12 protein-coding genes are annotated in these 14,380 nt (G+C 45.4%); 7 read left to right on the top strand and 5 right to left on the bottom strand.

Annotated features, from left to right (window positions below):
• Nucleotides 1-271 precede the first annotated feature (271 nt).
• Nucleotides 272-544, top strand: coding sequence for a hypothetical protein (locus AB4263_RS24155; protein ID WP_019822928.1), 273 nt, complete (start codon nucleotides 272-274; stop codon nucleotides 542-544).
• Nucleotides 545-1,105: 561 nt separating this feature from the next.
• On the opposite strand, the gene malG is transcribed toward AB4263_RS24155, so the two are convergent.
• The 3 genes from malG to malE form a co-directional block, all read right to left on the bottom strand.
• The gene (malG, locus tag AB4263_RS24160) at nucleotides 1,106-1,996 is read right to left on the bottom strand and encodes a maltose ABC transporter permease MalG (protein ID WP_017060050.1); all 891 of its coding nucleotides are present in this window, start codon (nucleotides 1,994-1,996) and stop codon (nucleotides 1,106-1,108) included.
• Nucleotides 1,997-2,007: 11 nt separating this feature from the next.
• Nucleotides 2,008-3,579 (bottom strand): maltose ABC transporter permease MalF, encoded by a 1,572-nt coding sequence (gene malF, locus AB4263_RS24165; protein WP_372099037.1) that lies wholly within the window; start codon nucleotides 3,577-3,579, stop codon nucleotides 2,008-2,010.
• 81 nt (nucleotides 3,580-3,660) lie between these two features.
• Complete coding sequence (gene malE / locus AB4263_RS24170) at nucleotides 3,661-4,845, bottom strand: maltose/maltodextrin ABC transporter substrate-binding protein MalE (protein WP_017060048.1); 1,185 nt, start codon at nucleotides 4,843-4,845, stop codon at nucleotides 3,661-3,663.
• Nucleotides 4,846-5,509: 664 nt separating this feature from the next.
• On the opposite strand from malE, the gene malK reads away from it, so the two are divergent.
• Nucleotides 5,510-6,622 carry a maltose/maltodextrin ABC transporter ATP-binding protein MalK gene (gene malK / locus AB4263_RS24175; RefSeq protein WP_048609791.1) on the top strand — a complete coding sequence of 371 codons (1,113 nt, stop codon included), beginning with the start codon at nucleotides 5,510-5,512 and terminating at the stop codon, nucleotides 6,620-6,622.
• Between the two features lie 258 nt (nucleotides 6,623-6,880).
• On the opposite strand, the gene AB4263_RS24180 is transcribed toward malK, so the two are convergent.
• Both AB4263_RS24180 and AB4263_RS24185 read right to left on the bottom strand, forming a co-directional pair.
• Nucleotides 6,881-7,081, bottom strand: a complete 201-nt coding sequence (locus tag AB4263_RS24180) for a hypothetical protein (protein ID WP_010431457.1) — start codon at nucleotides 7,079-7,081, stop codon at nucleotides 6,881-6,883.
• A 208-nt stretch (nucleotides 7,082-7,289) separates the two neighbouring features.
• A complete protein-coding gene (locus AB4263_RS24185) occupies nucleotides 7,290-9,206 on the bottom strand; it encodes a methyl-accepting chemotaxis protein (RefSeq protein ID WP_017060046.1) in 1,917 nt (638 codons plus the stop codon).
• Nucleotides 9,207-9,662: 456 nt separating this feature from the next.
• On the opposite strand from AB4263_RS24185, the gene AB4263_RS24190 reads away from it, so the two are divergent.
• The 5 genes from AB4263_RS24190 to AB4263_RS24210 form a co-directional block, all read left to right on the top strand.
• Complete coding sequence (locus AB4263_RS24190; RefSeq protein WP_372099038.1) at nucleotides 9,663-10,619, top strand: AAA family ATPase; 957 nt, start codon at nucleotides 9,663-9,665, stop codon at nucleotides 10,617-10,619.
• Nucleotides 10,620-10,629: 10 nt separating this feature from the next.
• On the top strand, nucleotides 10,630-11,556 hold the full coding sequence (locus AB4263_RS24195) for a DUF58 domain-containing protein (protein WP_372099039.1): 927 nt from the start codon (nucleotides 10,630-10,632) through the stop codon (nucleotides 11,554-11,556).
• A complete protein-coding gene (locus AB4263_RS24200; protein ID WP_102428541.1) occupies nucleotides 11,553-12,038 on the top strand; it encodes a DUF4381 domain-containing protein in 486 nt (161 codons plus the stop codon). The genes AB4263_RS24195 and AB4263_RS24200 overlap by 4 nt, the downstream gene beginning before the upstream one ends.
• Nucleotides 12,031-13,038, top strand: a complete 1,008-nt coding sequence (locus tag AB4263_RS24205) for a VWA domain-containing protein (RefSeq protein WP_017065686.1) — start codon at nucleotides 12,031-12,033, stop codon at nucleotides 13,036-13,038. The genes AB4263_RS24200 and AB4263_RS24205 overlap by 8 nt, the downstream gene beginning before the upstream one ends.
• On the top strand, nucleotides 13,031-14,380 hold a 1,350-nt coding region (locus AB4263_RS24210), incomplete at its 3' end, for a VWA domain-containing protein (protein ID WP_136973671.1). The genes AB4263_RS24205 and AB4263_RS24210, both read left to right, overlap by 8 nt.

Below are 14,380 nucleotides of genomic sequence, written 5' to 3' on the forward strand. Positions count from 1 at the left end.
TTTCGCTATTCCGATCACCGATTTCGGAGTTAGGCTAAAAGTGATCGGATAATCGCGGAATCAGTGATCGGTTTAAACCGAAATGGGTGATCGGATAATCCCGAAATGACTGATCGGAATGCTCCGAAATATGCAGCTGCACACCCAATACAGACGATAAGAGCGTGATACCCAGCCAAAGGTTGAAATGAATCGGCACTTGTTCACTGATTTATTTTGACTGTAATAAAGTCGTCATTTTGCTCTGATTAAATACCGCCAATCATAATAGATGCATTTGAATTTCTTGGAGCCACTCTTGAGCGTCATACGCCCCACTCTTAGCGAGTCTACACTGAACAATTTAAAGGCTGTTGAGTACCAATGGGTTAGAACTTTGTACGTCGAAGGCTACGACAGCAATGAAATCAACCACTATATCCAAACGTGTTTCGGTGGAGATCCGACATTTGCCGATCTATTTCGTCGCGTGGCACTCGATCAAGAAAGTATCTATGTGTTGTTGCAACACTTAGGTTGTGCTCCTTCTAGTAAAGAGTTCTAACTTCTAAGTCCCACCAAAAACCAGAAGCATAAATAAACCTACCTCCATAACCCTCATGAATATCACTTGAATATTCTGTAACTACCTCTCGCTTACCCATACATTTTCAGTGCAATTTCAGGTTTTGTTGCATACAAATCATTGAAGTATCACGCATTGGAATATTCACAACATATCAATAGTACAACAGCCACTTATACTGAGTGTCTGATTTGTGAGACTAGTTCATTTCTACAAGTAACCAAAATGAAGTGGTCGGTATTTAGGAGAGAAGTAACTCGAAACTTTGGGTTTTAAAGTAGATATGAGAGCGATAGTTAACGAGTAACGCTGACACAAAAAACAAAAAGTAGCAGGCATAAAAAAACCCAAGTAAATACCTGGGTTAGAGTTACAAAAACCACTAATCATTAATAGCGTAAGGAACCTGATTAGTAGCCAGCTATGCGTAACCTGAGGGTTATTTTTATTACTGATCGGCGGCCAAACCAAATGATGTAATAAAAATGCCAATATAGAGCGACCTAACGGTCGCTCTTTTTCTTTCTTATAGAGTACAGCTTATCCTTTTACACCACCTGCCGTCAAACCACCAACTAACCAACGTTGAGCAAGTAAGAACACGATAGTAATCGGAAGTGCTGATAGTACAGCCGCTGCCGCAAAGTCACCCCATAGGTAGTTCTGAGGGTATAGGTACTGCTGCATACCTACTGCTAGCGTGTAAGAGTTCACATCTGTAAGTAGGATAGACGCTACTGGCACCTCACCCACTGTCGCGATGAAAGATAAGATAAACACAACCGCTAGGATTGGCACAGACAGCGGTAGTAGAACCAGTCTGAATGCTTGCCAAGGCGTTGCACCATCAAGGGCTGCAGCCTCTTCCAGAGAGTTATCAATCGTCTCAAAGTAACCCTTAATCGTCCATACGTGCAGTGCAATACCACCTAGGTAAGAGAAGATTAGACCACCGTGTGTGTTCAAGCCTAAGAACGGAATGTATTGACCAAGTTTGTCAAACAGCGCGTAGATTGCTACTAGAGCCAATACTGCTGGGAACATTTGGAAAATCATCATCGCTTTCAGGATTGTGTTCTTACCTTTAAAGCGCATACGAGCAAACGCGTAAGCCGATGTCGTAGACAGTGTCACAATCAGAATCGATGTGATACCTGCAACCTTCACTGAGTTCCATAACCAAGTTAGCACAGGGAACGGAGGTGACGTTACCGAGCCATCTGCGTTCGTTACTGACATACCCAATGCTAACTTCCAGTGTTCCAATGATGGGTTATCTGGAATCAAACTACCGGTTGCGAAGTTACCTTCACGGAACGAGATCGCGATGATCATCAGTAGTGGGAAGATAATCATTGCCAAGAAGCACCACAACACTGCATGCGTTGCCCACACTCGGTATTTAAGGCCTTTACCTTGTACCATAGCCATTGTCGTGCTCCTTAATCTTGAGACAGTTTAGTGAAACGAAGGTTTAGTAACGCTAGTGCACCAACCAATAGGAAGATAAGCGTTGCGATAGCACTTGCTAGACCGAAGTCTTGACCGCCGCCGCCTTCGAATGCAATTCGGTACGTGTAGCTTACAAGCAAGTCTGTGTAACCCGCTGGCTCAGAAGTACCAATCATGTTCGGGCCACCGTTCGTCAATAGTTGAATCATTACGAAGTTGTTGAAGTTAAAGGCAAACGCTGCAATCAATAGCGGTGTAAGCGGTTTAATCATCAATGGGAACGTAATGCGCTTGAAGTTATCAAGGAAGTTCGCACCATCGATTGCTGACGCTTCGTATAAATCATCAGGAATCGCTTTAAGCAGACCCATACATAGAATCATCATGTAAGGGAAACCTAGCCATGTGTTAACCATCAACACCATGGTTTTCGCTAAGATAGGGTCTGAGAACCAGTTCGGGCTTAAGCCGAAGATATTCTCGAGCACCATGTTGATCTCACCAAAGCTTTGGTTGAATAGACCCTTAAAGATAAGAATCGAGATAAACGCGGGTACGGCGTAAGGCAGAATCAGTAGAACACGATAAATAGAACGACCTTTCAACTCTTCCCATTGCACGATGTTAGCCAATACAAGGCCGATAACTAGCGTGAACGCTACGGTACATACCGAGAAGATAACCGTCCAAATAAAGATGCTGATAAACGGTTCTTTAATGCCGTCATCTTTCCATACACGCTCAAAGTTATGCGTACCAATGCTAACCACGAAACCTGGAGAGATGGTATTACCCGTAAACTCACCATCTGCATCAACAGGCTGGTAGAAACCCACATCCATATTTGGCTTGAGAACTTCACCCGTTTCATTGTTGATTAACGTTTCTTCATCGTCTTGTAGCGTGTAAAGCGGAGCAACAGAAGCAAACTTACGTAAGCCACTCATGCGGATGTCACCACCGTCAGGTAGATTGAAATCAACACCACTGATTGCTGCTCGGTTTTGAATGATCGCTTTGATCTTCTCTTTTTCACCTTGCGCAGACTCAATAACAGATAGGTCCATCTCTGTTTCTGTCATATTGTCTAGAGAAAATACGTCAGTCGCTAACAGTTGATCGCCATCTTTTACAACGATCTGGTGACCGTCATCTGTCTTGTACAAAGTAAATGGGTAGCTCTCACCGCTTTGGAAAGAACGGTCTAAAAGAACGGTTTGAGTGCGCTCTAGAGAAAGTTGGTTTTTCGCGCTGTAGTTAGTAAACGCAAGCCCTACGGTGTATGCCAATGGGAAAAGAATGAACAAGATCATTCCGGCAATACCTGGGTAAATATAACGGTGGGCGTAAGTTTTTTTACTACCAAAAATGTAAAGTGCCAAAGCCGTTAAGATCACTGTAAGCAGCGCAAAAGCTAGCTCACCGCGAGAATACATTAGAATTGTAGCGTAGCCGTTTATTAAGCCAACGCTACCAAGCAACCCCCATTTAATGAAGACGCTTTTACTGCCTGGAAGGCTTGATGGTGCTGGGATAGCATCTGTACCTTGAACTGACTGCATAGAGGAACCTGCTAGCGATATAGATAAAAAATAGAAAAGTAAGGAGAGGTTACCCTCTCCTTAAAAGGTAGTGCCTGGGTGTTACTTAACCATACGACCTTCAGCAGCTTTTAGTGCTTGGTCTACTGATTGACGGCCGTCAACTACGTTGCCGATCGCTTCTTCCATGCTGTACCAGAATGTTGTGAACTGAGGGATGTTAGGCATGATTTCACCGTTCATCGCGTTGTCCATTGTTGCTGCAATACGAGTATCGCTGTCTAGTTGACGTTGGAAAGAGTTAAGAGCAACAGCGCCTAGTGGCTTGTCGTCGTTCAGGCTCTTCATACCTTCATCTGTTAGTAGGTAGTTTTCCATGAACTCAACAGCTAGATCGCGGTTTGGAGACGCAGTGCTGATACCACCCGCCCATACACCAACGAAAGGTTTAGACGCTTTACCGTTGAACTTAGGTAGTGTTGTTACGCCGTAATCTACGCCAGCTTTCTTGATGTTTTCCCAACCCCAAGGGCCGTTGATTGTCATTGCAACGTTACCCGCAACAAATTCAGACTCAGCAACTGAGTAATCCATGTCTGCAGAGATAACCTTGTCTTGTACCATCTTCTCGATGAAACCTAGAGACTTCTGAACACCATCAGTCGCTACGCCCGCATCTTTAATGTCGTAACCTTCTGCAGTCTGTTTGAATGCGTAACCGCCATCAGCTGCAAGTAGAGGCCATGTGAAGTAAGCGCCGCCACGTAGAGGCCACATGATCGCTTTCTTGCCGTCTTTTTTAAGTTCAGCATCAAGTGCTGGGATTTCTTCCCAAGACTTAGGTGGGTTAGGAACAAGCGCTTTGTTATAAATTAGCGAAACTGACTCAACAGCAACAGGGTATGCGATTGTTTTACCTTCGTATGAAACAGCGTCCCATGCGAAGTCTACGATACCTTCTTTAGTTTCTTTAGAAGGTTTGATATCAACAAGAAGTCCCGCTTCTGCATAGCCGCCAAAACGGTCATGTGCGTAGAAGATCATGTCTGGGCCATCGCCAGCTGCTGCTACTTGAGGGAATTTCTCTTCTAGCTTGTCAGGGAAAGCGACGGTTACTTTAACACCAGTATCTTCTTCGAAGCGTTTACCTACTTCAGCCATGCCTTCATAAGCTTTGTCACCACCTACCCAGATTGTTAGTTGTCCTTCTTCGATAGCAGCATTTGCACCAAAAGAACCCAGAGCAACTATTGTACCTAGAGCTACAGCGCTTAGAGCGTTTTTCATGTGAATATCCTTTTTATATTTATACGTAGGGCACATCTACCAAGACGAGCCAGTTTTCGGAGGTTATGATCTGAGAAAACAGACCCTAGCTCATCATCCTAGCCACTACGCCCTAGCTATTATGGCTTAAATTCGTGATCGCCATCCGGTCAGATTAGAGACTGCAATCACAAAACGTATACTCATCGTGATCAACATCACCGTTACGCGGTGGATTTATTTGAACTGGATCGCCAATTATTAATAACCCCATTTATCTACTCCTCCCCTCCTACTCCCCCTAGTTAATTTTCCATTAGGAGGATGTACCCTTACGCCAATTCACCGAAACTGCATTCATCCAAGAGTGGATAGTAAGAACCCTTTACCGGCAAGTGTTATGCGTTGACGCATTATTCATTTAGTTGGCTTCACTGCCCGCTGGTGTCTTATATTAGCATCGAGCTAAATCTGTGATTGAATCACGGGGGAGGTTTAGCTGGATGTGGGGGAAATGGGCATCAGTTTGGCTATGACGGGTGGGCTTGGTTAAAGAAGCCAAGTCTCACCCACTTTTTTCTTACTCACTCAATACTTACCAATTCCTACAGTTACTGCTGACCCAAAAATTTCTTATAATGATAAGCAGTAAAACTTAAAATTTGATCGATCGAGGACAAGCTAGATGGCGAGTGTCACGTTAAAAAACGTTTATAAATCATATGGTGATGTACAGATTTCTAAGGACGTAACCTTAGACATCAACGAAGGTGAATTCGTAGTATTCGTTGGACCATCAGGTTGTGGTAAATCGACGCTATTACGTTGTATCGCAGGTCTAGAAGACATTACGTCTGGTGATTTGTACATTGGCGACAAACGCATGAATGACGTTGAACCGTCAAAGCGTGGCGTAGGTATGGTATTCCAATCGTACGCGCTTTACCCTCACCTTAACCTATACGACAACATGTCTTTCGGTCTTAAGCTAGCAAACGCAAATAAAGCTGAAATCGACAAACGCGTTGAACATGCTGCAGAAATCCTTCAGCTTGGTCACCTTCTTGAGCGTCAACCTAAAGCATTGTCTGGTGGTCAACGTCAACGTGTTGCGATTGGTCGTACTCTGGTTTCTCAACCAAACGTATTCCTACTTGATGAGCCTTTATCAAACCTAGATGCCGCGCTACGTGTTCAAATGCGTTCGCAAATCACCAAGCTACAGCGTCAACTGGGTTGTACCATGATCTACGTTACCCACGACCAAGTGGAAGCGATGACAATGGCGGATAAGATCGTTGTTCTGGATGGTGGTTATGTATCTCAAGTCGGTAAGCCGCTTGACCTTTACCACTACCCTCAAAACCGTTTCGTTGCTGGCTTTATTGGCTCACCGAAGATGAACTTCATGTCGGTACACATTGAACAAGCTGAAGCAGAACGCGTATTGGTACAACTTTCTAATGGCATGACTTTCTGGATCCCTGTTGATGGTACGACTGTCAATGCTGGCGATCGTATGTCTCTGGGTATTCGCCCTGAACACTTGATGTCTGCTGAATCAGGTGACGCGACGATTGAAGCTGACGTGATGATGGTAGAGAAACTAGGTAACGAAACTCAGGTTTACCTAAACCTTGAAAGTGCCGATGCTGATGTTATCTATCGCCAGCCAGACACGTTGAAAATCGAATCAGGTGACAAGTTGGCGATTGGTATTCCAGCGCACCGTTGTCACCTGTTCCACAGCGATGGCCGCGCATGTCGTCGTTTGTACAAAGAATACGGCACAGACTAATCGCTTAGCCTTTTAGGATATAACTTGCCCATATCGAATCCCTCTTACTCAGTAAGGGGGATTTTTTTATGTGCTGGATATTTTTATGTGTTGGATACGAGTTTCACTTACATTGAATAGTTCATGAGTCAGCCACTCGGTCTTTCGCTAGCGGCAATAAAAAAGGTCTAGCAAGCGCTAGACCTTTATCTGTTAGTTAGGCTATGAACCCAACCGCTAATATCACTTCTTTCAGACATGAAACCTGTCTAAATCAACTTAGTGAATTGGCGTATCATTCTGTTTGTTGAACTGGCCAAAATGCTTCTCTAACACTTCAGGAGTCAGTTTGCCTTCCGCCTCTAGTCGCTTGAACTCAGCAACAATTGCTTTTTGCTCTTCAAGTGATGGCAGTTTCACCTCAGGCTCATCGCCCATCTCTTGAGTCATCTGCTCTAGTTCTTTTTCAAAATCGCTCATGATACTTACCTAAATATTAAACCTAACGAGATTTTACTCATTTACGCCCTATGATGCTAGGGTGATTAAAAGCAAAGCCCGAAACCAGATCAAGCTAAAGGCAGTTAGAGGCAAATTAGCGTACTAATAAAAAGAGCCGGATTAACGATGAAATGACCGCAGCTCTTCGTCTATATCCCTTTCTAAGTCATGTTACAGCTTGAAAGAATTAAAGCTTAAATGAACCAACCATCTTATCTAGACGAGACGATAGATCACGAAGCTCTTGGCTCGCTTCAGCAAGTTGCTCAGCCGTGCCCGTTGTCACTTCGTTGATTGCGTTAATCTCTTCAATGTTCTGGTTGATGGTGTGAACTACGGTTGATTGCTCTTCCGTTGCCGTTGCCACTTGAGTGTTACGGTCTGTGATATCAACGATACGGTCTGAAATGCCACTCAGCACGTCTACCGCTTCATCCGAAGCCGATACACCTTCAAGGGTAATCACCTTACCCGCACTCATTGCCGTTACCGCATCTTTAGCATCGCTTTGCAGTTGGTTGATCATCTTTTGAATCTCTTCCGTTGAATCTGCGGTACGGCTTGCTAGGTTACGTACTTCATCCGCTACAACCGCAAAACCACGACCTTGCTCACCAGCACGGGCGGCTTCAATTGCAGCGTTTAATGCGAGTAAGTTAGTTTGCTCTGAAATATCACGAATAACACCCAGAATAGAACCGATGTCTTGAGTTGTAGAAGCCAGTTGCTCTACTACCTGACCTGTGCTTTCAATATCTTGCGCCAAACGGCTGATCGCGTCTTTTGCTTTGTTCACCACAGAGCGGCCTACTTCCGTATTGCCTGAAGCTTGAGTTGCCGTTTCTGCTGCGGTTGCCGCGTTCGATGCAATCTCGCTGATGGTCATACCCATTTGGTTAATTGCAGCCACCACTTGAAGCGTTTGGTCGCGCTGTTCTTGGCTGTTGTCGTGGGTGATGTGGGCTTTGCTAGAAACACTCTCTGCCGCCACTTGAAGCGCTTGGCTTGTCGAACACACCTCTTTCATCGACTCGTGAATCTTTTCAATGAATCCGTTGAAGCCTTTTGAAAGCTGTGCAATTTCATCGTTGCCTTTCACTTCGATACGCTGTGCAAGGTCACCGTCGCCTTCACCTAAGTCGCCGAAACGCTTAGCCAAAAGCTTGATCGGTTGAGTAATGCTGTTCGCCAGAACTACGCCCATTAGGATAAAGACTAACGCCACAACCGCAGTCATGATCAGCATCTTCTGCGCAGTCGCATCAAGCTCAGCAAACACTTCACCAGTCGGAACGACACCAATAACAAACCAGTCCATTGAAGACACATACAAGCTCGCCACGAACAGCTCTTGGCCTTGGCTTTCTGTAGTAATCAGGTTGAAGCCCGACTTGTTCAGTAGTTGGCTTGCTTGAGGACCGTAAAGTTGTTGAAGTGAAGAGTCACTGCGAGAACGCTCGCGATGAATTTGAACATCACCTTGGCTATCGGTTAAGAAGACAAAACCGGTATTTTCAATCTTGAAACCGTTCAGCAGGTTAACCATGTCATCCATCGACTTTGATAGACCAGACATAGCCAAACCAGAAGGCTGTTGGTAGTTAGCAAACATCTTCACTTCGCCATTGGCTTCTTGGAACATGCTCACCATGGTCGGCTGTCCAGATTGCGTAAAGCCAAAGAACCAACCATCTTGCTGTTGGTTTAACTGACGTAGGAAGCCATTTTGGTTCCAGTAGTAAGCAGTTTGACGGTTCGCCACTGAGGCATCGTTCAACTGATACTGGTTACGAACATTGTTCAGCTGTTTCACCAGTTTATTTTCTAGTGCGGGATCGCGATCGGTCGATTCGATAGCATCAGAAATAAATTCATTTGAAGCAATTTGCTCCGCCGCTAGTAATAGCTGAGAGACTTCTCGGTCAATTTCACCATTGATTCGCTCTAGCATTCCTGGAAGTTCAATATCGATCAATCGATGACTTAATACATCTCTTGCTTGTTGTTGTGCCATTGCGCCGACAATCACTGTCGATGCAAGAACCGCAAAGGTAATTCCAAGTACAACTTTTTGCTTGATACTCAGAGAGTTAGTTTTAAACATATTTGGACCTTTAAAAAGAATCGCTCGTTATTGGTATACCCTGAACAGGACTTTTTTAGTGCACTCCAACAAGCAATGCACAATCTGAGTGATGTATCGGCCACAACCAATAAAACTAGAGACTTTCTTCTCAAAAAACTGCAAATATGATGTAACAATTAGAAATATTCACCTTGAGCATGAATTAACTAAGCAAATACCGCATTGTCGAGAGTCAATTTTAGTTCTCACCCCCTGAGACCCAACCGAACTCAAACCACTCCCCACCGCCGAGCTTTTGTATATAAAAACCAATTGATATAGTAATAATCACAACCTAACGATTTTTTTAGCTAACCACTTGTAAATATTTCCAATTTTGAAAAAATAAATTACGCAAATGTACTGGAACTTTTTCCTCGAAATCAGTGACCAATACTCAAAATAAAAATCAAATGGATACCCAGAGAGTCCAAAATGCACAAAACAAATTTCGAAGTCCTTCAAAACTATCTAGAGTCTCAAATCATTGGTCAAAAAGAGCTCGTTAAGCAACTGATGATCGCCCTTTTAGCGGATGGTCATATCCTCGTTGAAGGACCTCCCGGCTTAGCAAAAACTCGCGCAGTAAAATCATTGGCTGATTGTGTTGAGGGTCACTTCCACCGCATTCAATTCACTCCCGATCTGTTACCTGCTGATTTGACGGGTACCGACATCTTCCGTCCTGAGACTGGGGAGTTCACTTTCCAATCAGGCCCGATTTTCAACTCGCTGATTCTAGCGGATGAGATCAACCGAGCTCCGGCGAAAGTTCAAGCGGCAATGCTGGAAGCGATGGCAGAGAAACAAGTAACTGCCGGTCGAAAAACCTATGCGCTGCCTGAGTTGTTCTTGGTAATGGCAACACAGAACCCAATTGAACAAGAAGGGACTTACCCGCTACCGGAAGCTCAGTTAGACCGATTCTTGCTTCACCTAGAGGTTGAATACCCAGATGTGGAAAGCGAGCTTGAGATCTTACGACTCAACCGTGGTGAGGCTCAAGGTAACGAATCAGCTCAGCCACAACAGATATCTCAGCAAACGATCTTTGAAGCGCGCCAAGAAGTGCTCAACATTCACATGGCAGACACCATTGAGCAGTACATCATCAGACTGGTTATGGCGACTCGCCAACCTAAGCAATACAGTGACCAACTTGATCAATGGTTAGACATGGGTGTCAGCCCGCGTGCAACCATTGCGTTAGACCGTTGTGCCCGCGCTCACGCTTGGCTTGCAGGACGAGATTACGTCACGCCACAAGACGTTCAAGCGATGGCATTCCCTGTGTTACGCCACCGTCTACTGCGCAGCTACCACGCACAAGCTGAAGGTGTCACCGCAAACCAAGTGATCGCACACCTTATTTCATTGGTTGGCAGCGCATAGGGATACGCGCATGAATAATCAACTACCCAACCATAGTGACGGTGTCACGTTAAACCTGGACGAACTTCTGCAATACAAAGCGCAGTCTGTTCGCTGGTTGCCTCCCGCCAAGAGCCTTTGGTCACAGCTTAACGGCCAACACGAGAGCAACCGTAAAGGTCGCGGGATGAATTTCTCTGAAGTTCGTCAATATCAAGCGGGAGATGACATTCGCAGCATTGATTGGCGTGTAACAGCCAGAACGGGCAAAGCGCATACCAAACTTTTCTCTGAAGAACGAGAACAGCCTGTCATTTTATTCTTGGATCTATCAAGCAGTATGATTTTCGGCTCAACCTTGTTGCTGAAATCGGTTCAACTTGCACACTTTGCTAGCCAACTGTGCTGGCTTACTGTGGCTCAAAAAGATCGAATTGGCGCGGTGATCGATACTGGCAAAGAGGTCATTGAGATTAAGCCAAGTGCAAGCAACCATGCTCCACTGCGTATTTTGCAAAAAGTCATAGAAATCAATAATGCAGCGCTGACTAATCACGACAATCATAATGACACGACCTTAGAGCATGGACTGAAATCTCTGCACCAGCTTTGCCCTAAAGGAAGCGATATTATTATGCTCAGTGACTTTGTGCGTTACCAAGAAAGTGACTACTCACTTATCAGTCAAATTCGCCGACACAACAGAGTACGTCTGGTGCATTTCTACGACCCGCTAGAGCAAGGTGAAACCACCTATAAAGGCTCTAAACAGGTCACCGATGGCAGCAAAACTCAATGGTTTAATTTCTCTTCTAATAAAGAAAAGCAAAAGCTTAACCATGCTTTTTCGCTTAAGAAACAGCAGCTGCAACAGATGGGGTTATCTCTCGCGATACCTTATAGCTCGCTGTCGAGTGCGCAGTCACTCATGAGCCAGATATCAGGAGCTCAGTCATGAAACAGCCCTTAGATTTAAGTCCGGTGATTGCGCCAGACGCCCCGACTTGGTGGCCTTTGGCGTGGGGTTGGTGGGCAGTCATTATCACAGCCATTTTCCTGATTGCCTTGGTGTTTTTCATTCTAAAACGTAGAAAAAACAATCAACAGGCGAAACAAGAAGCGCTGTCTTACTTTAGTAATAGTCAGTCCCAAGATGGCTTGTCTCCGAGCAAAGCACAACGCATCCTTCGTCAAGCAGCACTGAGCTATTTCCCTCGTGAAAAAATTGCAGGTTTGTCTGGTGATGATTGGTTGAAGTTCTTAGATGCGCAATTGGCGAAGCCGTTATTTGTAGCAAAACAATCCCAGTGGCAACAAGCGCTCTATCAAGATGTAGCCCTAATGAACGACGAACAGAAAAAGGCTCAACAGCAATTGGTTAATGATTGCGAAACTTGGCTTCGCAAAGCACTTCCTCCAAAGCGAGGTCGTTATGAGTGATTTTCTAAGCACTATGTTTCTAAGCAGGGACTTGCTAAACATCGAGTTCGTTTGGTGGTGGATGTTCTTCATCGCGCCACTGCCGTTGCTCGTTTACTTGTTCTCACCAAAGTCAGAATCGAGCAATGCCCTAAGGCTTCCATTTCTGCCAGAAGACAGCAATACCAAAACACCGAGCAGTCGCTTACCAAAGGCGTTGTCCGTGATTATCTGGCTTCTGCTGGTTACGGCGAGCGCACGCCCTGTATGGTATGGCGAACCGGTGGAGTTTCAGCCGAAGCATCGTGATTTAATGTTAGTTGTCGACCTCTCCTATTCGATGAGCCAAGAAGACATGCAGTTCAATGGCGAATACATCGACCGCTTGTCGGCGGTGAAACGCGTATTGAGTGACTTTATTGAGCGACGAAAAGGCGACCGAGTTGGACTGGTGTTATTTGCTGATCACGCCTACTTGCAGACCCCGCTTACGCTAGATAGAGATACGCTTTCACAACAGCTCAATCAAGCGGTGTTAAAGCTGATTGGTACTCAAACAGCGATTGGTGATGGTATTGGTCTTGCCACCAAAACCTTTGTCGATAGCGATGCGCCCCAACGTGTAATGATTCTACTCAGCGACGGCAGTAATACCGCCGGGGTATTAGACCCATTAGAAGCGGCGGATATTGCAAAGAAATACGACGCAACGATTTACACCGTGGGTGTCGGTGCAGGCGAGATGATGGTCAAAGAGTTCTTCATGACGCGCAAAGTCAATACTGCTCAAGACTTGGATGAACGTACACTAATAGAAATTGCCAAACGCACCGGCGGTCAGTACTTCCGAGCGCGTGACAGCAAAGAGTTAGCGACGATTTACGACACCATTAACCAGTTAGAGCCCGTGACGAACGCCACTAAGATCTGGCGACCGCAACAAGAGTGGTTTGTATGGCCACTGTCGGCGGCAATGTTCTTCGCATTTATGCTGTTAGCCATTAGGAGAAACAATGTCTAACTTTACTTTTATCTACCCATATTGGTTCTTGGCGCTTGCCGTGCTGCCCGCTATTTGGTGGCTGAGCAAGACACAGTCCAAACAAGGATTACTCGCGTCACACATCGCCCGTTACTTGGCGCCAGAATCAAGCAAGCCATCGAAAAATCGCAGTACTTACTTCGGTATTTGGTGGCTGGTCGGCGTTATTGCGTTAGCTGGGCCAAGCTTCGAGAAAAACGAACAACCAAGCTTTGAAAAAACGCAGGCACGAGTTGTGATCATGGACATGTCGATGTCAATGTATGCCACCGATATTAAGCCGAATCGCTTAACTCAAGCGCGATACAAGGCTCTTGATCTGCTTTCATTATGGAAGGAAGGGCTAACAGGCATGGTGGCGTATGCTGGGGATGCTTACACCATTAGCCCGCTAACGTCAGACATCAACACCATCAAAAACCTAGTGCCTAACCTATCGCCAGATATCATGCCTTATCAAGGTGGTGATGCCGCATCAGCCGTTAAGCTTGCGATTGATATGATGACTCGCGCGAAGATCTACCAAGGTGATTTGGTATTGATTGCTGATGACATCGATGACCAAGAGAAGAAGCAGATCGACTCCCTACTCTCTGGCAACGATTGGACATTGTCGATTCTAGCTGTAGGGAGTGAAAACGGTGCGCCAATCTCGTTACCTACGGGGTCGATGCTGCAAAGCGACTCAGGACAAACCGTGGTGGCAAGAACCAACTTGAAGAACATGCGCGAGCTTACACGCAGCTATGGTGGCACGTTCACTGAAGTTCAATTTGATAACTCAGATGTTGAACACATCGCGAGCTACCTCGACCGCGTTGCAACAACATCGGAAGTAACCAAGACCAAGAACTCACTCAACACCAGAGTGAACAACGGTTTCTGGTTACTGCCTTTGCTATTACTTCCGGCACTTGGATTATTCAGGAAAGGGGTTATTTGGTGTGCCTTAGCTGGAGTTATCTCTTTTAGCCAACCAAATACTGCGTTTGCGAACCCGTGGAAAACCGATGATCAAGTAGGCTATCAGCTGTATCAGGACGAGGACTTCCAACAAGCTGCTGAACAGTTCACCCAACAAGAGTGGAAAGGCATTGCTCAATACAAAGCCGGTGATTTCGAAGCCGCAGAGCAGACGCTGCAAGAGCTTTCTAGTGAAGATGCTCGCTACAACCTTGCTAACGCTCAAGCCCAACAAGGTAAGTACGACCAAGCGATCCAAGAGTATCAACGTATTCTTGAAAGCAACCCTGAACATGCTTATGCCAAGAAGAACCTAGAGATTGTCGAACAGGCTCAGAAGCAACAGCAACAGCAACAG

It is taken from the genome of Vibrio sp. 10N.261.55.C5 (genome assembly GCF_041470505.1).
Taxonomy (GTDB): domain Bacteria; phylum Pseudomonadota; class Gammaproteobacteria; order Enterobacterales; family Vibrionaceae; genus Vibrio; species Vibrio crassostreae_C.

What these genes read in the sequence shown, in the direction of transcription:
- AB4263_RS24155 (WP_019822928.1), top strand. Translation starts at nt 272, where the DNA reads ATGCATTTGAATTTCTTGGAGCCACTCTTGAGCGTCATACGCCCCACT.
- malG (WP_017060050.1), bottom strand. Translation starts at nt 1,996, where the DNA reads ATGGCTATGGTACAAGGTAAAGGCCTTAAATACCGAGTGTGGGCAACG.
- malF (WP_372099037.1), bottom strand. Translation starts at nt 3,579, where the DNA reads ATGCAGTCAGTTCAAGGTACAGATGCTATCCCAGCACCATCAAGCCTT.
- malE (WP_017060048.1), bottom strand. Translation starts at nt 4,845, where the DNA reads ATGAAAAACGCTCTAAGCGCTGTAGCTCTAGGTACAATAGTTGCTCTG.
- malK (WP_048609791.1), top strand. Translation starts at nt 5,510, where the DNA reads ATGGCGAGTGTCACGTTAAAAAACGTTTATAAATCATATGGTGATGTA.
- AB4263_RS24180 (WP_010431457.1), bottom strand. Translation starts at nt 7,081, where the DNA reads ATGAGCGATTTTGAAAAAGAACTAGAGCAGATGACTCAAGAGATGGGC.
- AB4263_RS24185 (WP_017060046.1), bottom strand. Translation starts at nt 9,206, where the DNA reads ATGTTTAAAACTAACTCTCTGAGTATCAAGCAAAAAGTTGTACTTGGA.
- AB4263_RS24190 (WP_372099038.1), top strand. Translation starts at nt 9,663, where the DNA reads ATGCACAAAACAAATTTCGAAGTCCTTCAAAACTATCTAGAGTCTCAA.
- AB4263_RS24195 (WP_372099039.1), top strand. Translation starts at nt 10,630, where the DNA reads ATGAATAATCAACTACCCAACCATAGTGACGGTGTCACGTTAAACCTG.
- AB4263_RS24200 (WP_102428541.1), top strand. Translation starts at nt 11,553, where the DNA reads ATGAAACAGCCCTTAGATTTAAGTCCGGTGATTGCGCCAGACGCCCCG.
- AB4263_RS24205 (WP_017065686.1), top strand. Translation starts at nt 12,031, where the DNA reads ATGAGTGATTTTCTAAGCACTATGTTTCTAAGCAGGGACTTGCTAAAC.